This is a genomic window from Nocardioides sp. CFH 31398 (assembly GCF_022436705.1).
In the GTDB taxonomy this organism is placed as follows: domain Bacteria; phylum Actinomycetota; class Actinomycetes; order Propionibacteriales; family Nocardioidaceae; genus Nocardioides.
Genome location: NZ_JAKUHT010000020.1, coordinates 21,104 through 47,449 on the forward strand (window position 1 = coordinate 21,104; position 26,346 = coordinate 47,449).

Sequence of the window (26,346 nt, forward strand, 5' to 3'; positions counted from 1 at the left end):
CTCACCCGCCCTCCTTGAGCTGGAGCACGCATGACCACCTCGCGCCGTCGGTTCCTCACCGGCCTCTCGTCCCTCGCCGTCGCCGTGCCGGTCCTCGCCGCGTGCGGGGTCGACGGATCCACCTCCGACGGCTCGTCCGGTGCCTCCGGCGAGGAGTCCGGCGCCGCGGAGGAGTTCACGCCGGTCGAGATCGAGCACAAGTACGGCACCACGACCATCGAGCAGCAGCCGACGAAGGTCGCCGTCGTCGGCCTCATGGAGCAGGACGCCCTGCTCGCCCTCGGCATCGCCCCCGTCGCGACCACCTTCTGGTTCGGCGAGGCGGAGGGGCGCATCTTCCCGTGGGCCCAGGAGGCGTTCGACGCCACCGGCGCCGACCTGCCGACCGTGCTCGAGAACCCCGACGGCATCCCCGTCGAGGAGGTCGCCGGCCTCGCCCCCGACCTCATCATCGGCCTCTACTCGGGGATGACGAAGCAGGAGTACGAGCAGCTCTCCGGCATCGCGCCCGTCGTCGCGCAGTCCGCCGAGTTCGGCGACTACGGGATGCCCTGGGACGAGATGACCCGCACCATCGCCCGCGCCGTCGGCAAGGAGGACGAGGGCGAGCAGCTCGTCGCGTCGGTCACCGAGCAGATCGAGACCGCCGCGGCCGACAACGCCGACGTCTTCGAGGGCAAGAGCATCGCCGTGGTGACGCCGTACGAGGGCCTGTTCGTCTACGGTCCCGAGGACCCGCGCGCCCGCATGCTCGACCAGCTCGGCATGACGTTCCCCGACGTCCTGCTCGAGGGCCGCCCCGAGGGCGAGTTCGGCTGGTCGGTCAGCGCCGAGCGCACCACCGACCTCGACCAGCTGGACGGCGTCGTGTGGCTCGACCTGGGCGCGGCCGACGCCGGCATGACGCGGCTGTGGGAGTCGACCACCCCCGCCGAGGAGAACGCCTTCGTCGACATCAGCGACGCCGACGGTGCGTACTACGTGGGCCACTCGATGGTCACGCCGCTGTCGATCCCCTACGTCCTCGAGCGCTACGTGCCGCAGCTGCAGGCCGTGCTCGACGGCGACCCGGGCACCGAGCCGCCGGCGCCGCAGGCCTGACGCCCGCCGCCACGCGACGACGCGCGTCGTCCCTCACTCCAGGTGGCTGGAGCGGGGGACGACGATCGGCAGGCCGGTGCGCGGGCACGGCAGGACGTCGGCGACCAGACCGAAGACGTCGGCCAGCAGCTCCTCGGTGAGCACCGAGCCCGGGTCGCCCTGCGCGACGACCTCGCCGCCCGCCATGACGACGATCCGGTCGGAGTAGCGCGCGGCGAGGTTGAGGTCGTGCAGGACCATCGCCACGGTGCGGCCGCGCTCACGGTTGAGCCGGCAGACCAGCTCGAGGACCTCGACCTGGTGGGCGAGGTCGAGGAACGTCGTCGGCTCGTCGAGCAGGAGCAGGTCGGTGTCCTGCGCCAGGGTCATGGCGATCCAGGCCCGCTGCCGCTGGCCGCCGGAGAGCTGGTCGAGCGCGCGGTCGCGCAGGTCGAGGGTGTCGGTGGCGGCGAGGGCCTCCTCGACCACCCCCTCGTCCTCGCGGCTCCACTGCTGGAACCACCGCTGGTGCGGGTGCCGCCCCCGCGCGACGAGGTCGCCCACCACGAGGCCCTCGGGGGCGACCGGGCTCTGCGGCAGCAGCGCGAGGCGCCGGGCGACCTCCTTCGTCGAGGTCGCGCCGATCGGCTCGCCATCGAGCAGCACGGTGCCGCTCGTGGGCGCGAGCAGCCGGGCCATCGTCCGCAGCAGCGTCGACTTCCCGCAGCCGTTGGGGCCCACGATGGTCGTGACCTGGCCGTCGACGACCTCCAGGGACAGGTCCTTCACGACCGGGGCGCCGCCGTACCCCACGGTCACCCCCTCGGCGCGCAGGCGGGCCCCGCCGACGGGAGCCGTGCGGGCGGTGGCGGGGGAGGAGTCGGCGTACGTGGTCATGCGGAGACCTTCCGGTTGACGCGGACGAGCAGCCAGATCAGGTACGGCGCCCCGAGCACGGCGGTCACGACGCCGGCGGGGACGCTGAACGGGAGCAGGACGCGCCCGATGACGTCGGCGGCGACGACGAGCACGCCGCCGAGGACCATCGAGGCGACCAGCGGCGGCCGGGAGCCGCCCACGAGGCGCAGCGCGATCTGCGGGACGGCGAGGGCCACGAACTCCAGCGGGCCCGCGGCGGAGACGGCGAGAGCGGTCACGGTCACCGCGACGACGAGCATGCCGAGCTGCGTGGTCTGCAGGCGGACGCCGAGCCCGCGGGCGCTGTCGTCGCCGAGCTGGAGGGCGTTGAGGTGCCGCACCAGCAGCAGCGCCACGGGCACCGCGACGGCGAGCCCGACGGCGACCGGCAGGCCCTGGTCCCAGGTGCGGGCGTTCAGCGAGCCGGTGAGCCAGACCTGGGCGCTGGCGACGTCCTGCAGGCGGGCGGAGACGAGCAGCCACGACACGAGCGCGGCGAGGGCGAACGACATCCCGATCCCCACCAGCACGAACCGCTGGCCGTCGACGCCGCGGCGCCACGACAGCAGGTAGAGCAGGACCGCGGCCCCGAACCCGCCGGCGAGGGCCGAGCCGGCCAGGCCGAGCTGGGCCAGCAGGCCCGCCACCCCGGCGGACGACGAGCCGACGAGCAGCAGGTAGCCGACGGCGCCGACGGCCGCGCCGTCGGTGACGCCGAGGATGTCGGGGCTGGCCAGCGGGTTGCGGGCGAAGGTCTGGCACAGCGCGCCGGCGAGGCCGAGCGAGGCGCCGACGAGCAGCGCGACGCCCGCCTGGGGCAGCCGCAGCTCGAGGACGATGAACGTCGCGCCCGGCACGTCCTCCCCCCGCAGGACGGCGACGACGTCGCGCAGGGGGACGGCCACGTCACCGAGGGAGAGGTTGACCGCCAGCACGGCGGCGAGCAGCACCAGCGAGCCGAGGGTCACCCAGAGCGTCCGCAGCGGGACCCGCCCCGAGAGCGGGCCGACGCGCACCGGGGTGTGCGCGGGGCGGGACGTCGGGGTGCCCCGCTGCTCGGGGGCCTTCGCGGGCCTCAGCAGGGTGCTCACAGCCGCACCATCCGGGCACGCCGGACGAGCAGGATGAAGGCCGGGCCGCCGACCAGCGCCATGACGATGCCGACCTGCAGCTCGGCGGGGACGACGAGCACGCGGCCGAGGACGTCGGCGAGGACGAGGACGATCGCGCCGAGCACGGCGGAGTACGGCACCAGCCAGCGGTGGTCGACGCCCGCGAGGTGCCGCGCGACGTGGGGCACGGTCAGGCCGAGGAACACGATCGGCCCGCACGCCGCGGTGGCGGCGCCGCACAGCAGCATGACCGCGGCGAGGCCGAGCGCCTTGTGCAGCGTGGGGTTGAGGCCGAGCGACGAGGCGGCGTCGTCCCCGAGCTGGAGCAGGTTGAGGCCGGGGACGCACAGGGCGGCGAGCAGGACCCCGACCGCCATGAACGGGGCCACCTGGGCGAGGACGGACAGGTCCCGCCCGGCGACCGACCCGACGATCCAGAAGCGGTAGTCGTCGAGGGTGAGGGTGTCGCGGACCAGGATCGTGTTGGTGACCGCCTGCAGCAGCGCGGTGACGGCCGTGCCGGCCAGCACGAGCGTGACGGGGTCGGGGCCCCGCCGCGTGGTGCCGATGCCGAACACGGCGGCTCCGGCGAGACCGGCGCCGAGGAGCGCGAACCAGGCGTAGCCGGCCGGGCTGGTGACGCCGAGCAGGAAGATGCCCAGGACGACGGCGAACGCGGCGCCGGCGGTCAGCCCGAGCAGCCCGGGGTCGGCGAGCGGGTTGCGGGTGTAGCCCTGCATCAGCGTGCCGGCGAGGCCGAGGCACGTGCCGGCCGCGATCGCGACGACGGTCCGCGGCACCCGCAGCTCCCGGATGATCGTGGCGGCCTCGCTGCCGTCGTCCCCGGTGAGGACCCGCAGGACCGTGTCCGGGCCGATCGGGCGCGACCCCACGGCCAGGCTCAGCAGCGCCGCGATCCCGAGGACGACGAGCAGCCCGACGAGGCCGCGCACGGAGCCCTGCCGCGGGCCCCGTCGCCCGCGTGGGGGCTTGGCGACCGGTGGGGTCACCACGGTCGCCGACGTCATTAGGACAGCCTAACCTGCCTTGGCCCGGCCCCGCACGGTCGACGAGGACCCCGCGGAATGCGGCCCGAGGCATCCGGGTTGGCGCCGGTAGCGAACCACTCGCGCCCGACGCGACCCGACCACGACCCGGAGGAGCCGACAGTGACCACCCTGACCGACTTCAGCGCCCGCACCCTGACCGGCGAGGAGCGCGACCTCTCGGCGTACCACGGCCAGGTCGTCCTCGTCGTCAACACCGCCTCCCAGTGCGGCTTCACCCCGCAGTACGAGGGCCTCGAGAAGCTGTACCAGGCCTACGGCGAGCAGGGCTTCGTCGTCCTGGGCTTCCCCAGCAACCAGTTCGGCGGCCAGGAGCCCGGCAGCGACGACGAGATCGGCTCGTTCTGCCAGAAGAACTACGGCGTCAGCTTCCCGATGTTCTCGAAGATCGACGTGAACGGCCCCGAGGCCCACCCGCTCTACCAGTGGCTCAAGGGCGAGAAGGGCGGCGTGCTCGGCGACAAGATCAAGTGGAACTTCACCAAGTTCCTCGTCGGCAAGGACGGCAAGGTGGTCAAGCGCTACGGCTCGACCACGAAGCCGGAGAAGATCGCCGGCGACGTCGAGCGGGAGCTCGCCCGCTGACCGGTCCCCGGGTCCACCGGGGTACACAGGACCCATGAAGGTGCTCGTCACCGGGGCCACCGGGTACGTCGGCTCGCTGCTGGTCCCGGTCCTCGCCGACCTCGGCCACGAGGTGAGCGCCGCCAGCCGCTCGAAGGTCGACGACGACCACTGGCCCGAGGGGGTCCGGGGCGTGCACTTCGACGTCTCGCAGCCGGACTCGGTGCGCGCTGCGCTCGAGGGCCAGGACGCCGCCTACTACATGGTCCACTCGATGGAGTCCGTCGACTTCGCCCAGCGGGACCGCGAGGCGGCGCTGCTGTTCGCCACCGCCTGCGAGGACGCCGGCGTGAAGCGGTTGGTCTACCTGTCCGGGCTGGTGCCCGAGGGCGTCCTGTCGGAGCACCTGCGCTCGCGCCTCGAGGTCGAGGAGCTCTTCCTGCAGTCGTCGGTGCCGACGGTGGTGCTGCGCGCCGCGATGGTCGTCGGCGCGGGGTCGACCTCGTTCGAGTTGCTGCGGCGCATCAGCCGCCGCGTGCCGATCACGCCGGTGCCGCGGTGGATGCACAGCCGGATGCAGCCGGTGGCCATCGACGACGTCCTGCACCTGCTCGTGCGGTCCCTGACGACGGACGCGACCGGCCGCGCCTACGACGTCGGGGGCGACGAGGTCGTCACCTACCCCGAGCTGCTCAGGCTGTTCGCCCGCATCGACGGCATCAGCCGCCTCCAGCTCAGCCCGCCGATCGCCCCGCGGATGGTGGTGGGCCCGGTCGTCGCCGCGCTGGCGGGCATGGACAGCGACGAGGTCACCGCCCTCATCGAGAGCCTGCGCCACGACATGGTCTGCACCGAGGACGACGTCCGCGAGCTCGTCGCCGAGCCCGGCCACCGCTTCCTCGGCGTCGAGGAGTCCATCCGCAAGGCCCTCGCCGACGGCTGACCCGACCGGCGGTGGGTCGACCTCGGGCGCCCGTCAGTCCCGCAGCGCCGCGCGGCGGATCTTGCCGGTCTGGGTCTTGGGCAGGTCCTCGACCACGTGGACCTCCTTCGGCACCTTGTACGCCGCGAGCCGGCCGCGGACGGTTTCCCGCAGCTCCTCGGGCGTCGCCTCCCCGCCGCCGACGAGCGCGACGTACGCGACGACCGACTCGCCCTGGTAGTCGTCGGGCCGGCCGACCACGGCGGCCTCGCGGACCGCGGGGTGGGTGTGGAGGGCGTCCTCGACCTCGCGGGGCCACACCTTGTAGCCGGAGACGTTGATCTGGTCCTTCAGCCGGTCGACGAGGTAGACCCAGCCCTCGTCGTCCACCACCGCGACGTCGCCGGAGCGCAGCCGGCCGCCGGGCATCGTCTCCTCGGTCGCGTCGGGCCTCCGCCAGTAGCCCGGGACCACCTGCGGGCCGCTCATCTCGAGCTCGCCCTGCTCGCCGGGGGCGACGGGCTCGCCGTCGGCGCCCAGCACGCGCAGCGTCATGCCCGGCAGCGGCTTGCCGACCGAGAGCGTGCCGCTGGCGGGGTCGACGGGGGCCCGCTCGCCGAGCGGGACGGCGATGACGCCCGAGCAGGTCTCGGTCATGCCGTAGGCGTTGTGCACGTAGACGCCGAAGCGGTCCTCGAAGCGCTCCACCACCGACGGCGGGATCGGGGCGCCGCCGGAGTAGAGCGCCGTCATCGACGCGAAGGCCCCGGCCGGCGGGTCGGGCACCTCGAGCATCGCGCTGAACGCGGTGATGGAGCCGATGGTCGTCGTGACGCCGTGCTCGGCGAACGCGTCGAGGGCCACCGCGGGGGCGAACCGGTGGGCGAGCACGAGGGTGGCGTCGTGCACGAGCGCGATCGTCGCGTTGATGACTGCGCCGGTGATGTGGAACAGCGGCGCGGTGGCGAAGCAGACGCCGCCGGGCCCCAGGCCGGTCCACGCGGCGTAGCTGCGGCACACGGCGAGGACGCCGGCGTGGGTGTTCATGGCGCCCTTCGCGCGTCCGGTCGTGCCGGAGGTGAAGCAGAGCATGGCGACGGCGTCCCCGCCCGGGACCGCGTGGTCGACCGGCGCCCCGGCCTGCGCGCGGACCAGCGCGGCGAGGTCGTCGGCACCGGAGGGGTCGCGCTCGGGGGCCGGGTCGTCGCCGAGGACGCGGGGGTCGTCGCGGGTCTGGAGGTCGCGCGACGAGGCGCCCACCACCCAGGGCGCGTCGGGCCCCGCCAGCGCCTCCCGGGTGCGGCCGACCTCGGCGAGGTCGGTGACGACGCCGACGGCGCCGGCGTCCTCCACGAGCGCGCGGAGCTCCTCGCCGCGGTACATCGGGTTGAGCAGCACCGCGGCGGCACCGAGCTTCCACAGCGCGAGCATCGACAGCGGGAACCACGGCACGTTCTGCAGGTGCACGCCCACGTGAGACCCCGCCTCGACGCCGAGCGTGGCGTACGCCGCGGCGACCTCGTCGCTGAGCCGGTCGACCTCCGCCGCGGTGAGGACGGTGTCGAAGTAGGCCAGGGCGGGTCGGTCGGGGGCCGCGGCCACCCGGGCGTCCCACGCCGCGACGAGGTCGGTGTCACTCATGCGCCCATCCTGCCGACGGTGTCGAGAGGTGCTTGCCCCGTCACGACCTTCGGCGTACGGTTCCGATATATCGCAGAGTGTCGCCGACACTCAGGAACAGTCGGGAGGCTGTCGTGCACGGACATCATCACGGCCCCACGGGTCGCAGCAACGGGTGGCAGGGCGGCTGGGGCGGTCCCGGGTTCGGGGGCTTCGGCGGGTTCGGGGGACCGGGCGGGTCGAAGGGTCGCGGCGGCCCGCCGCCGTGGCTCGCCGAGATGCTGGGCATGACCCGGCCCGAGCCGCCGCGCGCCCCCCGCGCCCGCAAGGGCGACGTCCGGGCCGCGATCCTCGACGTCCTCGCGGCGGAGCCGATGAACGGCTACCAGCTGATCCAGCAGATCGCGGAGCGCAGCGGCGGGCAGTGGCGGCCGAGCCCCGGGTCGGTGTACCCCACGGTGCAGCAGCTGGAGGACGAGGGCCTCGTCGAGGGCGACCAGGCCTCGGGCCGCCGGACGCTGCGGCTCACCGAGCAGGGTCAGGACTACGTCGCCGACCACCCCGAGGAGCTCGCCGCCGTCTGGGAGCCCTTCGTCGAGACGCCGTCCAAGCCGGGTGGGGACTCCGGCTTCATGCCCGAGGTCGGTCAGACGCTGAACGCGGTATGGCAGGTCGTCTCCTCGGGAACCGACGAGCAACGCCGCCAGGCGGTGGCGATCATGGCCGACGCCCGGCGTCGTCTGTACCAGCTCCTCGCCGACGGCGAGGCGGCCGAGACCGACGACGACCCGACGACGTACGACAAGGGGGAGCTGCGATGAGCGCTCCGTGGGCGGGCGGGCCCGTGCCCCCCGGCGGCGGTGTCCCCGAGTCGTCGCTGCGCATCGGCGACGCCGACCGGCAGCGGGCCGCCGAGGCGCTGGCCGAGCACTTCGCCACCGGCCGCCTCGACTCCGAGGAGTACGACGAGCGCGTCGGCCGGGTGTGGCTGTCGAAGACGCGCGGCGAGCTCCCGCCGCTGTTCGACGACCTCCCCGGCGGCACCCCGCCGGAGCTGCGGCTGACGCAGCCGCCGTCGGGTGCGACGCACTGGGCCGCCGGCCCCGGCGCGTTCCAGCCGCCCCGCTCGACCCTCGGCTCGGTGAGGCAGCGCGTCTCCGGGCTGCCGGCGTGGGCGATCGTGCTGCTGGTGATCCTCACCGTCGCGGTGGTCTCCAGCGCCTTCCCGTTCCTCGTGGCCGGCGCGATCGTCTGGTTCTTCCTCGCGGGCCCGGGGAAGTGCTCGACGCCCCGTCACCACGGCCCGCGGCGGCGGTGACCGCGAGTGGGCACGGGGTGATCGTCGGGTGAGCCGGTCGCGGTTCTCGGGCGCCATCGCCGGCGTCGGCAGCACCAGCGGGGTGCGTGTCGTCGTCGGCCGCTGGGACGACGGCCCGTGGGGCCGGTTCGCCGACGTGATGGTCGAGACCGCGGAGGGCCACCGGGTGCTGCTGGCGCCGACGGAGCAGGTGCGCCGCTTCGTCGCCGCGACGTACACATTCGACGAGGAGCGTGTGGAGCCGGTCTCCGTCACCGCCTCCGAGCGCGGTCCGGGCTCCACCTGGCAGGTGCGGTCCCCCTCGCTGCGCCTCGACCTCACCGTCGGACGGCGACCCGCCCTCGGCGTCCTCCTGCGCGCCGTGCCCCGGCGGCTCGCCACCAGCCCGGCCTGGTGCCGGGTCACGGACCCGGTCGCCCGGGTGGTCATGGACGGCGTCCGCACCGCGGGCACCGCGCGCGAGGGGCGCCGCGAGTACTACGGCGCCACGGACCTGCGCCGCGTCGTCTCGCTGCAGGGCGACCTCGACGGCGTCGATCTCGGCACGCTCGCGGACGTCGACCCGCCCTGCCGCTTCGGCTTCTCCTCTTCGCCGCGCACCCCGTCGGTCACCGCCGTGGTCACCACCGTCGACGAGGGCACCGAGGAGACCGGTGCACAGGTGTAGCCCGCGGGGTTAGCCTGGCCGGGCCGGCGAGTGACCGGCACCACAGGAGGCCACCGTGCGTCGTCGCCCGTCCGTACCGTCCACCCTGTCGGCCCTCGTGGCCGGTGTCGTCGCGCTGGCCGCCGCCACCGCGCTCGTCGCGCCTGTCGGCGCCACGGCCGCCGCACCCGTCGCGGCGGGGGCGGGCGAGGCCCCGCTGCGCTACGTCGCCCTCGGCGACTCGTTCAGCGCCGCCTCGGGCGTCCTGCCGCCCGACCCGACCTCGCCGCCCCAGTGCCTGCGGAGCTCCCTGAACTACCCCCACGTGATCGCCGAGCGCATCGGCGCCGACCTGACCGACGTCACGTGCGGCGGCGCGGCGAGCCCGGACTACTTCTCCTCCCAGTACCCCGGCGTCCCGCCGCAGCTCGACGCCCTGGGCCGCGGCACCGACCTGGTCACGATGACCATCGGGGGCAACGACGGCGGCGTCTTCATCGACGCGATCCTCGCCTGCGGCCGCGCCGGGCTCACCACGCTGGGCCGCGGCAACCCCTGCGAGGAGGAGAACGGCAACCGGTTCGTGCGGACCGTGCGGAACGACACCGCGCCGGCCCTGGTGCGGGCGCTGCGGGCCGTCGTCCGACGGGCTCCGAACGCCGAGGTGGCGATCCTCGGCTACCCGTGGCTGCTGCCGCCGCGGGAGGGTTGCTACCCGCAGATGCCGGTCGCCCGCGGCGACGTGCCCTACCTGCGGAACCTGCAGTCGGAGCTCAACGAGGCCGTCCGCCAGGCCGCCGCGGCCAGCGGCGCGACGTACGTCGCGGTCCCGCGCGCCTCGGAGGGCCACGACGCCTGCCAGGCGGTCGGCACCCGCTGGGTCGAGCCGGTGGTCGCCGGCACGAACCCGGTCGTCGTCCACCCGAACGCTCTGGGCGAGCGCAAGATGGCGACCCTGACGCAGAAGAGGCTCCGGTTGCGGCCCTGACCGGGGTGGCCGGGGCGGCAGCCGGAGCCTCCTGCCTGCGGGTGCGGGCCCGCTCAGGCCGCGGCGACCTGCGGGGTCGCGGCGACGTCGGCGGGAACGACCCAGCGGGCCTCGAGCCGGGTGCCACCGCGGGCGTCCGGAACTTCGATCCACTGCATCACCGGGCGGGAATCCATGTGCTGGTCCATGGTCGTCTACCTTTCGTTCACCTTCTGTTCACCAACCATAGCCGACGTGTTCACTGTTGTCAGGCTGAGCGCGCACGCGCCGTCCGTCACAGGCGTCCCAGGAGTCACGTGGATGGACAGTGAGACGCCCGGCCGGGCCTAGCCCGTCGGCAGCGGAGCGGCGGCGAGGACGGGCGCCTCGCGGACGCGGTCGCACAGCTCCTCGGAGCCGGCGAGGACGGTGAACGGACGGCGGGGGTCGGTCCAGACGCACCAGGCGTGGTCCTCGGGCCACAGGGCCGTGACCGGCTGCGGGTCGGTGAAGCGCGGCTCCCAGGTCGTCCAGACCAGCGACGACACCCGGCCGCCGACGAGCAGGTAGTCGAGGTCCGCCTCCACGCGGGTGGCGAGGTCGAGCGGGGCCTGCGGGTGCAGGTGGGGCGTGCGGTCCCAGGAGGCCAGCGTCGCCGAGGCGCGGGGGTCGGCGAGGGCGATCAGCAGCCGGCTCAGCAGACGCTTCTGCTCCGGCGCGAGGTCGCCGCGCAGCGGGCCGACGTACGTCGGGCCGGACGCGGGCCCGTCGCCGTTCGCGGTGACGACCGCCCGCGTGCCCGGGTGCAGCAGCGCGACGGCAGCGTCGAACCCGGTCGGGAGGCTCGCACGGGACCCGGGGACGCCGAGCCAGCGCGCGAACCAGGCGACCTCTGAGGGGGACGGCGGCCGGGCCACGCGGGAAACCTAACCCGGAGGACCCCCGTCTCCGACGACCGCCGCGGCACGGCCCGCGGTCCGGACCGCCGACGGCCGCGAGGGGCGGCGTCGCGCTGAATCGGCCGGAGTGCCGCCGCGGCACTACCCTTGACAAGTGAACGACGCAGCACCCCAGGACAGCACCACCCCCGAGACCTCCACCTCCTTCGACGACCTCGGCCTCTCCGAGCCCGTCCTGAAGGCCCTCCGCGACGTGGGTTACGAGTCGCCCAGCCCCATCCAGGCCGCCACGATCCCGCCCATGCTCGCGGGCCGCGACGTGATGGGGCTCGCCCAGACCGGCACCGGCAAGACCGCGGCGTTCGCGCTGCCGGTCCTGTCGAACCTCGACGTCGCCGACAAGAAGGCGCCGCAGGTGCTCGTGCTCGCCCCCACCCGTGAGCTCGCGCTCCAGGTCTCCGAGGCGTTCGGCCGGTACGCCGCCCGGCTGAAGAACGTCCAGGTGCTGCCGGTGTACGGCGGCCAGGGCTACGGCATCCAGCTCTCCGCGCTGCGCCGCGGCGTCCACGTCGTGGTCGGCACGCCCGGCCGCATCATGGACCACCTCGAGAAGGGCACGCTGGACCTCTCCGCGCTGCGCTTCCTCGTGCTCGACGAGGCCGACGAGATGCTGAAGATGGGCTTCGCCGAGGACGTCGACACGATCCTCGCGAGCACCCCGCCGACCAAGCAGGTCGCGCTCTTCTCGGCCACCATGCCGCCGCAGATCCGTCGCATCGCCGAGAAGCACCTCGACGACCCGGTCGAGATCCGCGTCGAGAACCAGTCGCGCACCGCCGACAACATCACCCAGCGCTGGCTGACCGTGTCGTACCCGCGCAAGGTCGACGCGCTCACGCGCATCCTCGAGGTCGAGAACTTCGAGGGGATGATCGTGTTCGTCCGCACGAAGAACGAGACCGAGACGCTCGCCGAGAAGCTGCGGGCCCGCGGCTTCTCCGCCACCGCCATCAACGGCGACATCGCCCAGGTGCAGCGCGAGCGCACGGTGAACCAGCTGCGCGACGGCAAGCTCGACATCCTCGTCGCCACCGACGTCGCCGCCCGCGGCCTCGACGTCGAGCGCATCAGCCACGTCGTCAACTACGACATCCCCACCGACCCGGAGGCCTACGTCCACCGGATCGGCCGCACCGGCCGCGCCGGCCGGTCGGGCGACGCGATCTCGTTCGTGACGCCGCGCGAGAAGGGCCTGCTGCGCCACATCGAGCGCTCCACCCGGCAGAAGATCACGCCGATGGACCTCCCGAGCGTGGACGACGTCAACACCACCCGCCTGGCCCGCTTCGACGACCAGATCACCGAGGCCCTCAGCTCGGACCGCCTCGACTTCTTCCGCGAGACGGTCGCGCACTACGTCCGCCACCACGACGTCCCCGAGATGGACGTCGCCGCGGCGCTCGCGGTGGTCATGCAGGGCGACCAGCCGCTCCTGCTCGAGCCCGAGCCGGAGCCGCCCGCGCGCCCCTGGAAGGAGCGCGACCGCGACGGTGGCCCCGGTGCCGGCCCCGGTGGGGGCGACGACCGGCCCGGCAGGGGACCCCGCAAGGACCGCCCGCGCAACGCCAGCGGCCCGATGGCGACGTACCGGATCGCGGTCGGCAAGCGCCACAAGGTGCAGCCGCGCCAGATCGTCGGCGCCATCGCCAACGAGGGCGGCCTGGGTCGCGGGGACTTCGGCCACATCGACATCCGCACCGACCACTCGCTGGTCGAGCTGCCGCAGCAGCTGCCGCCGGGTGCGTGGGAGAAGCTGAAGGGCACCCGCATCTCCGGCAAGCTCATCGAGCTGCGCGAGGACTCCGGGGCGCCGAAGAAGCACCGCAAGGGCTGAGCGGCCGTCGGGGCCGCCGGACGGCTCAGTGCCCGATGCTGAGCCAGTCGAGCACCTGCGACGACGCCGCGAGGATGCACCAGAACCGCGCGGCGCGGCCCACGAACCCGGTGGCCCAGAACACGGCCCACGGCACCCGGACGACGCCGGCGACGACCGACATCACCGCGAACGGCGGGAGCCCGGTGAAGGCGGAGAGCAGCAGGATCCCGGCGGTCGCGACCGGCCGGCCCTCCGCCTTGATCTGCCACTTCTTGAGCCGGACCTGGTTCTTCTCCTTCGCGACCTTCCGGGATACCAGCGGGATCCGGTCGGGGTGGGCGCCGGCGAGGTACCAGATCGACTTGCCGCACATCTGGCCGAGCGCGGCGACGCAGGCCAGGAGGACCGGCAGGGGCAGCTGCTGGGCGGCGACCGCGAGGTAGGCCTCGATGTTGACGACCACCACGAGGGCGCTGGCGAAGCCGATCAGGAAGGTCCACAGCGCTGGCTGCACCGGCCACACCCCCCATCGTCCGACCGGCCGAGAACATACCCCGGTCGGACGTCGGGCGGCTGGCCCTCTCGGTCCGCTCAGCGCAGGGAGCCCACCCAGCCGACTGCTGCGGAGCCGCGTCCGCGCAGCTGCTCCCAGCGGGCGCCGACGGCCAGGAGCAGCGCACCGGCGGCGGCGAGGACGACCCACTGCGGGACCTCCCGTGCGGCGGCGCCGAGGTGCGCGAGGGCGCACACGACGAGCAGCACCTCGCCGGCCACGACCAGCGCCGACGTCCTGGTGCGGGCGCCCGCGGCCAGCAGCAGGGCACCGACGACGGTGTAGGCCAGCGAGCGGACCAGCGGCGCCGACCACCCGTCGTCCCAGGTGACGGCGAGGGCCACCAGCGCCCCGGGCACGAGCCCGACGAGCAGCCCGGGCAGCAGCCACGCCGCGGTCGTCAGCCAGGTCCCGGCGTACCGGCGGACGCTCAGGGCCCAGCCGGTGCCCGCGACGACGAGCAGGAGGCCGAGGCCCAGCGCGACCCGCTCGACGGGCTCGAGGGTGCCCGCCTCGACGAGGTGGACGCCCCGGGCGAGGCAGGCGGCGACACCCGCGGCGGCCCACAGGGCGCCCCGCCCGGTGGCGTCGCGACCGAGCCGCGGCGCGGCGCCGGCCACCGCGAGGGCGAGCGTCACGACCACGAGGGCGACGACCCAGCCGTCGGCCGTCCACCTCAGCCCGGCGACCGTCGGCACCGCGACGGCCCCGAGGCCCAGCGTGCCCGCCGCGACGGCGGTCGGCAGCGCGGGGACGACCCGGACGAGGGCGACGAGCACCACCAGCGCCGCGCCCAGCGCGACCACCGGGAGGCTCGGCCCGCCCCAGGGCAGGCCCCAGCCGCGGGAGCCGACGAGCAGCGCGACCGACCCTGCGGTCAGGGCGGCGGCCGCCGCGTGGGCGACCACGGGCCCGACGGCGTCCGGCGCCAGACGCGGCGCGAGCAGGGCGAGACCGGCCCAGGCGAGCCCGGCCACCGCGTACGGCACCGTCCGCTCGGGCTCGACCACCCACCCCAGCAGCGAGAGCAGGGACGTGGACGCGGCGACCGCCAGCACCACCCACCAGGCGGCGGGCTCCCGGACGACGCGGCGCAGGGCCACGACGACGAGCACGACCACCGCGGTGGTGGCGGTGAGGCCGAGGACGTCGTCGGCGAGGTCGGCGACCGTGAGGCCCGCGGCCACGGTGCCGACGACCGCGGCGAGGGTGGCGGACACCGTCCACGAGCGCATCGCGGAGCCCACGGCCAGGCCGGTCCAGACCAGCAGGAGCACGACGGACACCGCGGTGGTCCACACGCCCAGACCGACGCCCGACCAGTCGACCTGCCACAGCACCGGCCCGCCGTACGCCGCGATCGCGACGAGCGCGGCCGACACCGACGCCAGCGCCCCCGCCGCGCCCGCCAGCCGGTGACGGAGCCCGACGGCGGCCACGCCGAGGACGACGCCGAGCACGACGAGGATGCCGGTGCGGCCGACCGGGCCCACCAGCGCCCAGGCGACGGCGGCGAAGAACAAGCCGGCGAGACCGAGGAGCACCGCACCGGTGGTCAGCAGCAGCTGCTGCACCGACGCGCCCGGGGCGCCGTGAGCCGCCGGGGCGGGGGCGCCGGTGAGCGGCGGCGCCTGCGGGAGGGGCGGCAGCGTGCTGACGAGGAACGCGCGGCGCGCGAACAGGCGGTCGAGCTGGCGGTCGATGTCCCGCAGCTCGGCGAGGGCCGCGTCAGGGGGTGGGGCCTGCGTGCTGGTCATGCGACCAGCGTGCGGCGGGCAGCACCCGCCGCGCATGGGTCGTCGTACTCATCTGCTCAGCCGTGCTGCCCCCTCACCCGGCTGCGCCCTCACCCGGCCGCGCGCTGGGCGGCGAGCCGCACCGCCGCGTTCGGGGCGCCGTACCCGTCGTAGCCGCCGCGGCGCTCGACGAGCTCGAGGAAGACCCCGCCGACCGTGGGCGTGTAGAAGTGCAGGAACTCCCCGGTCGTGCCGTCCGGGTGGACCTCGCGGTCGTAGAGCAGGTCGAGCTCGCGGAGCTCGTCGAGGAACGCGGCGTCCAGGTCGAAGCGGGCGGCGAGGTGGTCGTAGTAGTTCGCGGGCACGCGAAGGAACCGCAGCCCGCGCTCGCGGGCCCGGCGGGCGGCGCCGACGACGTCGTCGCAGGCCACGGCGACGTGCTGGGCGGGCACCGGCGCGGTCGGCGGGGCCATGTTGAGGGGGATCCGCAGGACGCCGTCCGCGGTGCGCATGACCTGGCTGCGCACGAGACCGGCGGGGCCGGGCACGTCGGTGCTCGCGCCGGAGGCGAGGCCCAGGACGCTGGTGTAGAAGAGGACGGCCTCGTCGAAGTCCTGCCACGGCTGGGCGAGGTTGACGTGGTCGACCACCCCGGCGAGGGCGTCGGGGCCCGGCTCCGCGCCGCCCTCGAACTCGGCGGGCCAGGTGGGGTGGGCGGCGCCGAACCAGACGCGGGTGCCGTCGGGCGCGGCGACGCCGTGGAGCGGCTGCTCCCCGGCGTAGGTACGGCGCGACAGGCCGGGCGCCCCGAGGGCCGCCGCCCGCGCCCCGGCGGCCGCGGGGTCGGCGACGCGGACCCCGAGGCCCGCCAGGCGGGGCTCGGGGGTGCGCGTCTGCTCGTCGAGGACGACGTGCGCGTCGCCCGCCGACCACAGCCGCACCCGCTTGCTGCGGTGCCGGCCGCGGAACGTGAAGCCGAGGGCCTCGAGGACGTCCTCGACCTCGGTCAGGTCGTCGCCCGCGACCTCCACGAAGTCCACCGCGGACGGCGGCGGGGGAGCGGTGAGGCGGTCGGAGCCGGCGCGGTCGGCGAGCCACGCGAGGGAGCGGCGGGCGTGCGCGGCGGTCCGGACGACGTCGGTCTGCCGGAAGGTGTCGTTGAAGACCTCCAGCGACAGCGGCCCGTCGTACCCGGCGGCGAGCACGTGGCCGAGGAAGCCGACGAGGTCGAAGCTGCCCTCGCCGGGGAAGAGCCGGTGGTGGCGGCTCCACGACAGCAGGTCCATCTGCAGCGCGGGCGCGTCGGCGAGCTGGAGGAAGTAGATCCTCTCGGCGGGGATCTGGCGGATCGCCGCCGGGTCGTGACCGCGGGACAGGATGTGGAAGCTGTCGAGGCAGGTCCCGAGGTTCGGCCGGTCGGCGGCCTGCACCAGCCGCCACGCGTGGCGGTAGTCGTGGACGAACCGTCCCCAGGCCAGGGCCTCGTAGGCCACGCGCACGCCGTACGTCGCGGCGAGGTCGGCCAGCCGGCCGAGCTGGTCGGCGGCCACCGCGTCGTCGTCCACGGTGGCGGTGCCGGCGTTGCTGCAGACCAGCACGAGGTCGGTGCCGAGGCGCTGCATGAGCGCGAAGGTGGCCTCCGCGCGGCGCAGGGTGTCGGCGAAGGTCGCCTCGTCGACGCCCTCGACGTCGCGGAACGGCTGGTACATCTCCAGCGTCAGCCCCAGCCGGTCGGCGAGGGCCCGGACCTCCTCCGGCGACTCGTACGCCGCGACCAGGTCGGCGTCCATCACCTCGACGCCGTCGAAGCCCGCCTCGGCGCAGGCGTGGAGCTTCTCGACGAGCCCACCGGACAGGCAGACGGTGGCGATGGAGGTGCGCATCACGGCAATGTACCGGTTAGTACATTGCGTCGGAAGGTCTGCCGGACGTCGCTCAGGCGGCGAGCCAGCTCACGACGACGTCGCCGATGAGGCTGCGCAGGTGGTCCCGCTCCTCCGGCGCGCCGAGGTCGCGCTCGAAGAGGTGCCCGAAGGTCCACCGGTTGGCGACCTGGAAGACGCAGTAGGCGCTGATGACGAGGTGGACGTCGAACGCGTCGACGTCCGCCCGGAACAGCCCCGCCTCCCGGCCGCGGGCGAGGACCTCGTCGACCAGCGACATCGCCGGCTGCCCGAGGTCGCGCAGGGAGTCCAGCCGGCGGATGTGCTCGCCGCGGTGGATGTTCTCGATCGCGACGAGTCGGATGAAGTCCTGGTGCGCGACGTGGTGGTCGTACGTCGTCTCCGCGAGGAGCCGCATGGCCTCCGCGGGCTCCAGCTCGCCCACCTCGAGGTCTCGCTCGGCGGCGCGGATGCCGCGGTAGGCCTCCTCCAGGACGGCGAGGTAGAGACCCTCCTTGCCGCCGAAGTAGTAGTAGATCATCCGCTTGGTGGTGCGCGTGCGCTCCGCGATGACGTCGACGCGGGCCCCCGAGTAGCCCGACTCGGCGAAGACCTCGGTGGCCACCGTCAGCAGCTCCGCGCGCGTGCGCTCGGCGTCCCGCTGCTTCACCGGCTCGCTCACGGCGCCAGCGTAGGGCCGCCCGCGAACCGGTCGTGCCGTGACCGTTGACACACGGCCGCGTCCCGTGTGACGCTCACGACACAGCGTACGTACCAGTTAGTACATAAGCGGGAGAGCTCATGGACCACCCCTACCTCGTCGGGCTGATCGGCGCGGGCGTCCGCCCGTCGCTCACCCCGCCGCTGCACATGGCGGAGGCGCGGGCGCTCGGCCTGACCTACGTCTACCGGCCCGTGGACCTCGTGGAGCACGCCCTGCCCGCCACCGCGGTCGGCGACCTGCTGGCCCAGGCCCGGGTGTTCGGGTTCGACGCCCTCAACGTCACCCACCCGTGCAAGCAGCTCGTCCTCGAGCACCTCGACGAGCTGTCGCCGGCCGCCGCGGCGCTCGGGGCGGTCAACACCGTCCTGCTCCGCGCCGACGGCACCACGATCGGCCACAACACCGACACCACCGGCTTCGAGACGGCGGTCGCCACCGGGCTCCCGGGCGCCGACCTCGCCGAGGTCGTGATGCTCGGCGCCGGGGGAGCGGGGGCCGCCGTGGCCGCCGCGCTCGCCCGGCTCGGCACGGAGCACCTCGTCGTCGTCGACGTCGACGTCGACCGCGCCACGGCGCTCGCCGCCGACGTCGCCGCGACCCACGCGGGCCTGCGCGTCGAGGCGGCGGACCCGGACAAGCTGTCCGCGCTCCTGCCGGCCGCGACCGGCCTCGTCCACTGCACGCCCACCGGCATGGCCGACCACCCCGGCCTCCCGCTCGACCCGACGCTCCTCCACCCCGGGCTCTGGGTCGCCGACATCGTCTACCGCCCGCTGGTGACCGCGCTGCTGACCGCGGCGCGCGCCGCCGGGTGCCGCACCCTCGACGGCGGCCACATGGCCGTGGCCCAGGCCGTCGACGCCTTCCGCCTCATCACCGGCCTCGAGCCGGACGCCGACCGCATGTCCGCCCACCTGCGCGACCTCGTCGCCCGGGGCGCCTGACCCACCCGCACCAGCCCGCCGTACAGCACCGCCAGGAGAGAACCGATGTCCACCACAGCACCCACCCCGGTCGCCGGCGCCCCCGACGACCCGGCCGTCGCGGTCAAGACGCCCAGGAAGGCCGCCGCGGCCAGCTTCATGGGCAGCGCCGTCGAGTACTACGACTTCTTCATCTTCGGCTCGGCCGCCGCGCTGATCTTCCCGACGGTGTTCTTCCCGTCCGACAACAACGCCGCCCTGGTCATGAGCTTCGCGACCTTCGGCTTCGCGTACGTCGCCCGACCGGTCGGCGCCGTCATCCTCGGCCACTTCGGCGACCGCGTCGGCCGCCAGAAGGTCCTGATGTTCACGCTGGTGCTGATGGGCATCTCGACGTTCATCATCGGCTGCCTGCCCGGCTACGACACGATCGGCTGGGCCGCGCCCGCGCTGCTCGTCCTCTGCCGCCTGCTGCAGGGCCTCTCGGCCGCGGGCGAGCAGGCCGGGGCGTCGTCCCTCACCCTGGAGCACGCGCCCGACGACCGGCGCTCCTTCTTCACGTCCTGGACCCTGACCGGCACCCAGGGCGGCCAGATCCTCGCCGCACTGATCTTCATCCCCGTCGTGGCACTGCCCGACGACATCCTCTACAGCTGGGGCTGGCGCGTGCCGTTCTGGCTCTCCGCCCTCGTCGTGGTCGTCGCCTACTTCATCCGCCGCACCCTGACCGAGCCCCCGGAGTTCGCCGAGGCCAAGGCCGCCGGCGCCGTCTCCAGGCTGCCGTTCGTCGACCTGATGCGCGACCACGGCTGGGACGTCGCCCGCGTCGTGGCCTGCGCCTTCATCGCCGCGGTCTCGACGGTCTTCGGCAACCTGGCCCTCGCCTACGGCGCCGAGGTCGGCCTCGCCGACGACGTCACGCTGTGGCTGGTCGTCGTCGCGAACGTCGTCGCCCTGGTCACCCAGCCGTTCTTCGGCCGCCTGTCCGACCGCATCGGCCGCAAGCCCGTCTTCGTCTGGGGCGCGGTCTCCAGCGCGGTGCTGATGCCCTTCTACATGCGCTCGATGTCCGGCGACTCCGAGCTCCTGGTCTTCGCCCTCGGCATCGCGACCTTCTCCTTCGGCTACGCCGCCGCGAACGCCACCTGGCCGTCGTTCTACGGGGAGATGTTCTCCCAGCGCGTGCGCTTCTCCGGCATGGCCATCGGCACCCAGCTCGGCTTCCTCATGGCCGGCTTCGCCCCGACCATCGTCACCGCGCTCGGCGGCGTCCAGGAGGGAGGCTGGGTCGTCATCTCGGGCTTCACCGGCGTCATCTGCCTCATCGCCACCGTCTCGGCGCTGACCGCCCGCGAGACCCGCGCGGTCCCGACCTCCGAGCTCGGGCTGCGCCCGGAGCTCCGCAAGCCCGTGGCGGCCTGACCGCTCCGAGCGCGGGCGACGCCCCGGACCCCGACGGAGGTCCGGGGCGTCGTCGCGTGGGCAGCCGAGCGAGCCCCGTCCCGTCGCCCACCGCGCCGGGCGGACGAGCCCGGTCAACGCCCCAACGACCGCCCGATCCCGCGGGCGGCGACCTGGAGGCCGGCGAGCAGGCGGGTGCGGTCGCGGCGGAGGTCGGCGACGACCACGCCGAGCGCGGCGACAACGGCCTCGCCGCGGCGCACGGGCACGGCGATCGAGCAGGCGCCGAGGCTCATCTCCTCGGCGGTCGTGGCGACGTCGTCGCGGCGGACGGCCTCGAGCTGGCGCCGCAGGGTCCCCGGCTGGGTGACCGTGTACGGCGTGAGCGGGCGCAGGTCGGACAGGACGGCGAGCTGCACCTCGCGCGGCGCGTGGGCGAGCAGCACCTTGCCGACGCCGGTCGGGTAGAGCGGCAGGCGGGAGCCGACGGTGCTCACCACCGGCACCGACGAGTGCCCGCGCAGCCGGTCGAGGTAGAGGCACTCCGTGCCCTCGCGGACGGCGAGGTGCACGGTGGCGCGGGTCGCGCCGTACAGGTCGTGGAGGAACGGCGAGGCCTGCTCGACGAGGCCGGCCTGGACCGGCGCGAGCAGGCCGATGTCCCACAGCCGGCGCCCGACGACGTACGCGCCGTCGGCGGCGCGGGCCAGGGCGCCCCACTCGACGAGCTCCCCGAGCAGCCGGTGCGCCGTGGAGCGGGGCAGGCCCGCCCGCTCGGCGAGCTCGGTGAGGGTGAGGCGCCGGTGCTCCTCGTCGAAGGCGCCGAGCAGCGCGAACGCGCGGCTCGTGACCGAGTCCGCCGACGAGGACCCGCCCGCCACGACCGCCGGACCTACCGACGTGCCGCCGCGGGCCGTCCCGTCCGGGCCGCCGGGCCGTGCGCGGGGACGACGGCGAGCGCGACGACGGCCAGGACGGCGGCGAGGGCGAAGATGTAGAAGCCCCAGGGGTAGGCCAGGCCCGCAGCCACCAGGGCCCCGCCCAGCGACGGCCCGACGATGGCGCCGACCCGACCCACTCCGGCCGCGAGCCCGAGCGCGGTGCCGCGGATCTCCGGCGGGTAGAGGTGTCCGACGAAGGCGTAGACGAGCACCTGCGCGCTGAAGACGAACACCCCGGCGAGGGTGACGGCGGCGTACACGAGGACGGTCGAGTCCATCCGGATCGACAGCAGCGCGAGGAAGACGGCGGCGATGCCGAACCAGGCGAGGACGACGGGCTTGGTCCCGCGCGCGTCGGCGACGGAGCCCGCGACGACCAGGCCGAGGACCGCGCCGACGTTGAGCGCGAGGAGCAGGCCGACACCGGCGGAGATGGAGTAGTCGGCGGCCTCCATGATCGTGGGCAGCCAGGTGTTGAGGCCGTAGACGAGCAGCAGGCCCATGAACGACGCGACCCACAGCCCGAGGGAGATCCGCAGGTAGCCGCCCTTGACGACGGCGCTCGTCGGCTCGGGCTTCGCGGCGGCCTCCCCGGCGTCCCTCGCGGCGCGCGCGGCGAGGAAGGCCTCGGACTCCGGGAGCTTCGCCCACATCAGCGGCACCACGGCGAGGCCGGCGACGCCGCCGACCACGAACATCGACTCCCACCCGAGACGACCGACCAGCAGCAGCGCCAGCAGCGCGGTGAGGACGGCGCCCACGTGGTAGCCGGTCATCATCCGCGTCACCGCGGACCCGCCGCGGCCCGCCCTGGCGTGCTCCGACATGTAGGCGAGCGCGGTGGGCAGGCACGCGCCGAGGCCGAGCCCGGCGAGGAAGCGCAGGGTGGTGAAGACGGTGGGGTTCGGCGCCACCGCGATGAGCAGCGTCGTCACGGAGAACCACGCGATGCAGGCGATGAGGGCGCGGCGGCGTCCGAAGCGGTCGGTGAGCGGCCCGACGGCGACCGCGCCGAGGCCGACCCCGACGAGGCCGAGCGTGGCCGCCAGGGTCACCGACGACTCGGTGAACCCCAGAGCGCCGGTCGACAGCAGGGTGGGGATGACCGCGCCGAGCACGACCAGGTCGAACCCGTCGAGGGCGACGGCGACCCAGCAGAGGACCACCGGCCAGGCGCTCGCGCTCGGGCGTGCGGGGGCGGACGGGTGGGACGACATCGGGACCTCCATCGGACGGGCAGGCTCCACCGTGGCGCCGGTCACAGGGGCTCGTCCCCCGGCTGCTTCCGCTCAGCGGAAGCATGGCGCATCCCGTCGCCGGGGGCCACCGCTACCGTCGCCGACGTGACCAGCACCACTCACGCCAGCCCAGCCGGCACGCCGAGCGGACCGGGACTCCCCGCCCACAGCCAGGCCGAGATCAGCGACGAGATCGCCGCGCTCGCCGCCGAGGACGGCGCCGAGGCCCCGCGTCCGGGACCGCGCCTCGACTACGCGCCGTACCGCTCCTCGCTGCTGCGTCACCCCACCAAGGCGCCGCACCAGGTCGACCCGGAGGGCATCGAGCTCTGGGCCCCCTGCTTCGGCCAGCGCGACGTGCACGCCCTCGAGGCGGACCTGACCATCCAGCACGGCGGCGAGCCCGTCGGGGAGCGGATGGTCGTGACGGGTCGCGTGCTGGACGGCGACGGCCGCCCCGTGCGACGCCAGCTCGTCGAGGTGTGGCAGGCCAACGCCGGCGGGCGCTACGTCCACCAGCGCGACCAGCACCCGGCCGCGCTGGACCCCCACTTCACCGGGACGGGCCGCTGCCTCACCGACGACGACGGCTGGTACCGCTTCACCACCATCAAGCCCGGGCCCTACCCGTGGAAGAACCACCGCAACGCGTGGCGACCGGCGCACATCCACTTCTCGCTCTTCGGCACCGAGTTCACCCAGCGCACCATCACGCAGATGTACTTCCCCGGTGACCAGCTCGTCGACCTCGACCCGATCATCCAGTCGGTCACCGACCCCGCCGCCCGCGAGCGGCTCGTCGCCGACTACGACCACGACGTGACCACCCACGAGTGGGCCACGGGCTACCGGTGGGACATCGTGCTCACCGGCAGCCACCGCACCCCGACCGAGGAGGAGGGCGCATGAGCGGCGTCCGCACCGAGGGCGACCTGGCCCCCACGCCCGGCCAGACCGTCGGCCCGTTCTACGGCTACGCGCTGCCGTACGACGGCGACTCCGCGCTCGTCCCGGCCGGCCGGGCCGACGCGATCCGCCTCCACGGCGTCGTCACCGACGGCGCCGGCGCCCCGGTCCCCGACGCCCTGCTCGAGATCTGGCAGGCGGACGCCGACGGATCCGTGCCCGCCCGCCCGGGGTCGCTGCGCCGCGACGGCTGGACCTTCACCGGCTGGGGCCGCTGCGCCACCCTCGACGACGGCAGCTTCTCGTTCTCCACCGTGCTGCCCGGTCGCCGGCGCGGCGCGAGCGGCGAGGACCAGGCCCCGTACGTCGCCGTCACCGTGTTCGCCCGCGGCCTCCTGGACCGGTTGCTCACCCGCGCCTACCTGCCGTCGGACGCCGCGGAGGCCGGGTCGCTGCTGAGCAGCGACCCGTTGCTCGCCTCGCTGCCGCCCGAGCGTGCCCGCACGCTCGTCGCCACCCCCGACGCCACCGGCTTCCGGTTCGACGTCCGGCTGCAGGGCGAGGACGAGACCGTCTTCCTGACGCACGCGTGAGCGGCCTGCTCTGGCCCGGCGACCACCGGGCCGACGGTCTCGCGGACGACGCCGCCGTCCTGCGGGGCATGGTCGCCGTCGAGGACGCCTGGCTCGCCGCCCTGGTCGCCCACGGGGTGGCCCCCGCGGAGGCGGCGGCCGACCTGCGCGGCCTCGTCACGCCCGAGGACCTCCCGGCGCTCGCCGCCGGCGCCGAGTCGGGCGGCACCCCGGTGCTCGGGCTGGTGGCGCTGCTGCGCGAGCGCACCGGCGGCGTCACCGCCGACTGGCTGCACCGCGGGCTGACCAGCCAGGACGTCGTCGACACCGGCCTGCTCCTCGCCGTCCGCGACGCGCTCGGCGAGGTCGTCCTCGCGCAGCGCGACCAGCTCACGCTGCTGCGCGACCTGGCCCGCACCCACCGCGACACCCCGGCCGTCGCCCGGACCCTGACGCAGCACGCCGTGCCCACCACCTTCGGGCTCAAGGTCGCCGGCTGGGCCTCCGGCGTCCTCGGCGCCGCGACGGGCGTCGCCGCCGTCGGCACCTCGCTGCCCGCCCAGCTCGGGGGCGCGGGCGGCACGATGGCGGCCGCCGTCGAGCTCACCGGGTCGCCGTCCGCCGCGCTCGACCTGCTCGTCGACGTCGCCGGGCGCCTCGGCCTGGTCGCCGCGCGGCCCTGGCACACCACCCGGGCCCCCGTCGCGGCGGTCGGGGACGCCCTCGTCACCGCCACCGACGCCTGGGGCCACCTCGCCGCCGACGTCCTCGTGCTGACCCGCTCCGAGGTGCGCGAGGTCAGCGAGGCGGGCGCGGGAGGCTCCTCGACGATGCCCCACAAGCAGAACCCCGTCCTCGCCGTCCTGCTGCGCCGCGCCGCCCTCGCGGCACCGGCGCTGGGCTCGACGCTGCACCTCGCCTCCGCGACCGCCGTGGACGAGCGCTCGGACGGCGCCTGGCACGCCGAGTGGGAGACGCTGCTGCTGCTCGCGCGCCGCACCGTCGTCGCCGCGCGCCAGGCCACGGACCTGCTCGCCGGGCTCCGCGTGGACGCCGACCGCATGGCCGCCACGCTCGCCGCCGCGGACGGCGTCCGCTCCGAGCAGGAGTCCATGGCCCGCCTCGCCGGCCACGCGCCGGAGGGGGCCTACCTCGGTGCCGCCGGGGCCCTCGTCGAGGCCGCCCTGGCCGAGGTCGACGCCTTCCTCGAGCCCCACCACGAGACCCCCGACCCCGCACCCGATGACAGGGGAGAGCCCGCATGAGTGCCCCGCCCGTCCACCTCACCGACCTCGGCACCACCGTCGAGGCGGACGACGCCCCGCTGCTCGTGCTCGGCCCGTCGCTCGGCACGGGCTGCGTCCCGTTGTGGAGCGCCACCCTGCCGCGCCTGCGCGCCCGGTTCCGCGTGCTCGCCTGGGACCTGCCCGGCCACGGCGGCAACCGCGAGGTGGGGGACCCCTTCACGATCGCCGACCTCGCCGCCGCCGTCCTCGCGGCCGTCGACGCGCACGCGCCCGGCGCGTCGTTCGCCCACGCCGGGGTCTCGGTCGGTGGCGCAACCGGGCAGCAGCTGGCACTGGACGCGCCCGAGCGCCTCACCGCGCTGGCCGCCGTCGCCACCGCGCCGCGCCTCGGCCGGCCGGACGCCTGGGCCGAGCGGGCCGCCCTGGTGCGTGCCGAGGGCACCGCCGCCGTCGTCGACGGCTCCCGGCAGCGCTGGTTCGCCCCCGGCTTCGCCGACGCCCACCCCGAGGTCGCCGTCCCCCTGCTGCAGTCGCTGGCCCGCCTGGACGCCGAGGGCTACGCGCAGACGTGCGAGGCCCTGGGGTCCTTCGACGTCCGCGACCGCCTCGGCGAGGTCACGGTGCCCGTCCTCGAGCTCCTCGGCGCCGACGACCCCGTCTGCCCGCCCGACGGGCCGGCCCCGATCGCCGGGGACGGCGGGGCGGTCGCCGACAGCCGCCGCGTCGTCCTGCAGCGCGTCGCGCACCTGCCGCCCGCGGAGGCGCCCGACGCCGTCGTCGAGGCCCTGCTGACGTTCCTCGACCGCGACGCCGTGACCGCCCTGACCCGGGGCGCGACCACCGCCGAGGTCCAGGACGCCGGGATGGCCGTGCGCCGCGCCGTCCTCGGTGCCGCCCACGTCGACCGCGCGAGCGCCGCGGCCGCCGAGGCCGGGGGCACGAGCGAGGAGTTCCAGCGCTTCATCACCGCCTACGCCTGGGGTGGCATCTGGACCCGGCCCGGCCTCGACCGCCGCACCCGCTCCTTCATCACGCTCACCGCCCTGATGGCCCGTGGGCACGACGAGGAGTTCGCGATGCACGTCCGCGCGGCCCGCACCAACGGGCTCAGCGAGGCCGAGATCGGCGAGCTCGTGCTGCAGTGCGCGATCTACCTCGGCGTCCCCGACGCCAACCACGCCCTGAAGCTGGTCCGCTCCGCTCTCGCGGAGCACGGGAAGGGAGGGGCCTGAC

General features: G+C 75.0%; 26 protein-coding genes. 14 read left to right on the forward strand and 12 right to left on the reverse strand.

Annotation, left to right across the window (positions count from 1 at the left end):
• Positions 1-30 precede the first annotated feature (30 nt).
• Positions 31-1,101, forward strand: coding sequence for an ABC transporter substrate-binding protein (locus tag MJ876_RS15260; protein WP_240237544.1), 1,071 nt, complete (start codon positions 31-33; stop codon positions 1,099-1,101).
• A 33-nt stretch (positions 1,102-1,134) separates the two neighbouring features.
• On the opposite strand, the gene MJ876_RS15265 is transcribed toward MJ876_RS15260, so the two are convergent.
• The 3 genes from MJ876_RS15265 to MJ876_RS15275 are packed head-to-tail and all read right to left on the reverse strand — an operon-like array spanning position 1,135 to position 4,138.
• Positions 1,135-1,977, reverse strand: a complete 843-nt coding sequence (locus MJ876_RS15265; RefSeq protein ID WP_240237546.1) for an ABC transporter ATP-binding protein — start codon at positions 1,975-1,977, stop codon at positions 1,135-1,137.
• A complete protein-coding gene (locus MJ876_RS15270; RefSeq protein ID WP_240237548.1) occupies positions 1,974-3,089 on the reverse strand; it encodes an iron chelate uptake ABC transporter family permease subunit in 1,116 nt (371 codons plus the stop codon). The genes MJ876_RS15265 and MJ876_RS15270 overlap by 4 nt, the downstream gene beginning before the upstream one ends.
• Complete coding sequence (locus tag MJ876_RS15275; RefSeq protein ID WP_240237550.1) at positions 3,086-4,138, reverse strand: iron ABC transporter permease; 1,053 nt, start codon at positions 4,136-4,138, stop codon at positions 3,086-3,088. The genes MJ876_RS15270 and MJ876_RS15275 overlap by 4 nt, the downstream gene beginning before the upstream one ends.
• Before the next feature lie 141 nt (positions 4,139-4,279).
• Here MJ876_RS15275 and MJ876_RS15280 point away from each other — a divergent pair, with 141 nt between their 5' ends.
• A complete protein-coding gene (locus MJ876_RS15280) occupies positions 4,280-4,762 on the forward strand; it encodes a glutathione peroxidase (protein WP_308192606.1) in 483 nt (160 codons plus the stop codon).
• A 34-nt stretch (positions 4,763-4,796) separates the two neighbouring features.
• Positions 4,797-5,684: an NAD(P)H-binding protein gene (locus tag MJ876_RS15285; RefSeq protein ID WP_240237552.1), complete on the forward strand. Its 888-nt coding sequence runs from the start codon at positions 4,797-4,799 to the stop codon at positions 5,682-5,684.
• A 33-nt stretch (positions 5,685-5,717) separates the two neighbouring features.
• On the opposite strand, the gene MJ876_RS15290 is transcribed toward MJ876_RS15285, so the two are convergent.
• Complete coding sequence (locus MJ876_RS15290) at positions 5,718-7,304, reverse strand: class I adenylate-forming enzyme family protein (RefSeq protein ID WP_240237554.1); 1,587 nt, start codon at positions 7,302-7,304, stop codon at positions 5,718-5,720.
• A gap of 113 nt (positions 7,305-7,417) precedes the next feature.
• Here MJ876_RS15290 and MJ876_RS15295 point away from each other — a divergent pair, with 113 nt between their 5' ends.
• The 4 genes from MJ876_RS15295 to MJ876_RS15310 are packed head-to-tail and all read left to right on the forward strand — an operon-like array spanning position 7,418 to position 10,235.
• Positions 7,418-8,104, forward strand: coding sequence for a PadR family transcriptional regulator (locus tag MJ876_RS15295; protein WP_240237556.1), 687 nt, complete (start codon positions 7,418-7,420; stop codon positions 8,102-8,104).
• Complete coding sequence (locus tag MJ876_RS15300; protein ID WP_240237558.1) at positions 8,101-8,601, forward strand: DUF1707 domain-containing protein; 501 nt, start codon at positions 8,101-8,103, stop codon at positions 8,599-8,601. Before MJ876_RS15295 ends, MJ876_RS15300 begins: the two co-directional genes overlap by 4 nt.
• A 28-nt stretch (positions 8,602-8,629) precedes the next feature.
• A complete protein-coding gene (locus MJ876_RS15305; RefSeq protein ID WP_240237560.1) occupies positions 8,630-9,268 on the forward strand; it encodes a hypothetical protein in 639 nt (212 codons plus the stop codon).
• A 55-nt stretch (positions 9,269-9,323) separates the two neighbouring features.
• A complete protein-coding gene (locus MJ876_RS15310; protein ID WP_240237562.1) occupies positions 9,324-10,235 on the forward strand; it encodes an SGNH/GDSL hydrolase family protein in 912 nt (303 codons plus the stop codon).
• Positions 10,236-10,288: 53 nt separating this feature from the next.
• On the opposite strand, the gene MJ876_RS21845 is transcribed toward MJ876_RS15310, so the two are convergent.
• Positions 10,289-10,411 (reverse strand): hypothetical protein, encoded by a 123-nt coding sequence (locus MJ876_RS21845; protein ID WP_275695075.1) that lies wholly within the window; start codon positions 10,409-10,411, stop codon positions 10,289-10,291.
• A gap of 150 nt (positions 10,412-10,561) precedes the next feature.
• Positions 10,562-11,131 (reverse strand): hypothetical protein, encoded by a 570-nt coding sequence (locus MJ876_RS15315; protein ID WP_240237564.1) that lies wholly within the window; start codon positions 11,129-11,131, stop codon positions 10,562-10,564.
• Between the two features lie 136 nt (positions 11,132-11,267).
• Here MJ876_RS15315 and MJ876_RS15320 point away from each other — a divergent pair, with 136 nt between their 5' ends.
• A complete protein-coding gene (locus tag MJ876_RS15320) occupies positions 11,268-13,007 on the forward strand; it encodes a DEAD/DEAH box helicase (protein WP_240237566.1) in 1,740 nt (579 codons plus the stop codon).
• Between the two features lie 25 nt (positions 13,008-13,032).
• Here the strand turns inward: MJ876_RS15320 and MJ876_RS15325 are convergent, their stop codons facing one another.
• From MJ876_RS15325 to MJ876_RS15340, 4 genes are all read right to left on the reverse strand, one after another.
• Complete coding sequence (locus MJ876_RS15325) at positions 13,033-13,503, reverse strand: VTT domain-containing protein (protein WP_240237568.1); 471 nt, start codon at positions 13,501-13,503, stop codon at positions 13,033-13,035.
• A 77-nt stretch (positions 13,504-13,580) separates the two neighbouring features.
• The gene (locus MJ876_RS15330; protein WP_240237570.1) at positions 13,581-15,299 is read right to left on the reverse strand and encodes an SCO7613 C-terminal domain-containing membrane protein; all 1,719 of its coding nucleotides are present in this window, start codon (positions 15,297-15,299) and stop codon (positions 13,581-13,583) included.
• Between the two features lie 89 nt (positions 15,300-15,388).
• Positions 15,389-17,161, reverse strand: coding sequence for a sugar phosphate isomerase/epimerase and 4-hydroxyphenylpyruvate domain-containing protein (locus MJ876_RS15335; RefSeq protein WP_240237572.1), 1,773 nt, complete (start codon positions 17,159-17,161; stop codon positions 15,389-15,391).
• A gap of 52 nt (positions 17,162-17,213) precedes the next feature.
• Positions 17,214-17,843 carry a TetR/AcrR family transcriptional regulator gene (locus MJ876_RS15340; RefSeq protein WP_240237574.1) on the reverse strand — a complete coding sequence of 210 codons (630 nt, stop codon included), beginning with the start codon at positions 17,841-17,843 and terminating at the stop codon, positions 17,214-17,216.
• Between the two features lie 119 nt (positions 17,844-17,962).
• Between MJ876_RS15340 and MJ876_RS15345 the strand changes: the two genes are divergently transcribed.
• Entirely contained in the window at positions 17,963-18,829 is an 867-nt protein-coding gene (locus tag MJ876_RS15345; RefSeq protein ID WP_240237576.1) for a shikimate dehydrogenase, read from the forward strand.
• 45 nt (positions 18,830-18,874) lie between these two features.
• Positions 18,875-20,230 carry an MFS transporter gene (locus MJ876_RS15350; protein WP_240237578.1) on the forward strand — a complete coding sequence of 452 codons (1,356 nt, stop codon included), beginning with the start codon at positions 18,875-18,877 and terminating at the stop codon, positions 20,228-20,230.
• Positions 20,231-20,343: 113 nt separating this feature from the next.
• Here MJ876_RS15350 and MJ876_RS15355 read toward each other — a convergent pair whose 3' ends face one another.
• Both MJ876_RS15355 and MJ876_RS15360 read right to left on the reverse strand, forming a co-directional pair.
• On the reverse strand, positions 20,344-21,090 hold the full coding sequence (locus MJ876_RS15355) for an IclR family transcriptional regulator (protein WP_240237580.1): 747 nt from the start codon (positions 21,088-21,090) through the stop codon (positions 20,344-20,346).
• 11 nt (positions 21,091-21,101) lie between these two features.
• Positions 21,102-22,367: an aromatic acid/H+ symport family MFS transporter gene (locus tag MJ876_RS15360; protein WP_240237582.1), complete on the reverse strand. Its 1,266-nt coding sequence runs from the start codon at positions 22,365-22,367 to the stop codon at positions 21,102-21,104.
• 126 nt (positions 22,368-22,493) lie between these two features.
• On the opposite strand from MJ876_RS15360, the gene pcaH reads away from it, so the two are divergent.
• From pcaH to MJ876_RS15380, 4 genes are read left to right on the forward strand one after another with little or no spacing between them, the layout of a single operon-like run.
• Positions 22,494-23,297 (forward strand): protocatechuate 3,4-dioxygenase subunit beta, encoded by an 804-nt coding sequence (gene pcaH / locus MJ876_RS15365; protein WP_240237584.1) that lies wholly within the window; start codon positions 22,494-22,496, stop codon positions 23,295-23,297.
• Positions 23,294-23,887 (forward strand): protocatechuate 3,4-dioxygenase subunit alpha, encoded by a 594-nt coding sequence (pcaG, locus tag MJ876_RS15370; RefSeq protein ID WP_240237586.1) that lies wholly within the window; start codon positions 23,294-23,296, stop codon positions 23,885-23,887. Before pcaH ends, pcaG begins: the two co-directional genes overlap by 4 nt.
• Positions 23,884-25,131 (forward strand): lyase family protein, encoded by a 1,248-nt coding sequence (locus MJ876_RS15375; protein WP_240237588.1) that lies wholly within the window; start codon positions 23,884-23,886, stop codon positions 25,129-25,131. The genes pcaG and MJ876_RS15375 overlap by 4 nt, the downstream gene beginning before the upstream one ends.
• A complete protein-coding gene (locus tag MJ876_RS15380; protein ID WP_240237590.1) occupies positions 25,128-26,345 on the forward strand; it encodes an alpha/beta fold hydrolase in 1,218 nt (405 codons plus the stop codon). The genes MJ876_RS15375 and MJ876_RS15380 overlap by 4 nt, the downstream gene beginning before the upstream one ends.
• Position 26,346: the final 1 nt, after the last annotated feature.

Coding starts and splice junctions, on each gene's coding strand:
- MJ876_RS15285 (WP_240237552.1), top strand. CDS start 4,797: ATGAAGGTGCTCGTCACCGGGGCCACCGGGTACGTCGGCTCGCTGCTG.
- MJ876_RS15335 (WP_240237572.1), bottom strand. CDS start 17,161: ATGCGCACCTCCATCGCCACCGTCTGCCTGTCCGGTGGGCTCGTCGAG.
- MJ876_RS15380 (WP_240237590.1), top strand. CDS start 25,128: ATGAGTGCCCCGCCCGTCCACCTCACCGACCTCGGCACCACCGTCGAG.
- MJ876_RS15265 (WP_240237546.1), bottom strand. CDS start 1,977: ATGACCACGTACGCCGACTCCTCCCCCGCCACCGCCCGCACGGCTCCC.
- MJ876_RS15330 (WP_240237570.1), bottom strand. CDS start 15,299: ATGACCAGCACGCAGGCCCCACCCCCTGACGCGGCCCTCGCCGAGCTG.
- MJ876_RS15290 (WP_240237554.1), bottom strand. CDS start 7,304: ATGAGTGACACCGACCTCGTCGCGGCGTGGGACGCCCGGGTGGCCGCG.
- MJ876_RS15345 (WP_240237576.1), top strand. CDS start 17,963: ATGGACCACCCCTACCTCGTCGGGCTGATCGGCGCGGGCGTCCGCCCG.
- MJ876_RS21845 (WP_275695075.1), bottom strand. CDS start 10,411: ATGGATTCCCGCCCGGTGATGCAGTGGATCGAAGTTCCGGACGCCCGC.
- MJ876_RS15300 (WP_240237558.1), top strand. CDS start 8,101: ATGAGCGCTCCGTGGGCGGGCGGGCCCGTGCCCCCCGGCGGCGGTGTC.
- MJ876_RS15350 (WP_240237578.1), top strand. CDS start 18,875: ATGTCCACCACAGCACCCACCCCGGTCGCCGGCGCCCCCGACGACCCG.
- MJ876_RS15260 (WP_240237544.1), top strand. CDS start 31: ATGACCACCTCGCGCCGTCGGTTCCTCACCGGCCTCTCGTCCCTCGCC.
- MJ876_RS15275 (WP_240237550.1), bottom strand. CDS start 4,138: ATGACGTCGGCGACCGTGGTGACCCCACCGGTCGCCAAGCCCCCACGC.
- pcaG (WP_240237586.1), top strand. CDS start 23,294: ATGAGCGGCGTCCGCACCGAGGGCGACCTGGCCCCCACGCCCGGCCAG.
- MJ876_RS15360 (WP_240237582.1), bottom strand. CDS start 22,367: ATGTCGTCCCACCCGTCCGCCCCCGCACGCCCGAGCGCGAGCGCCTGG.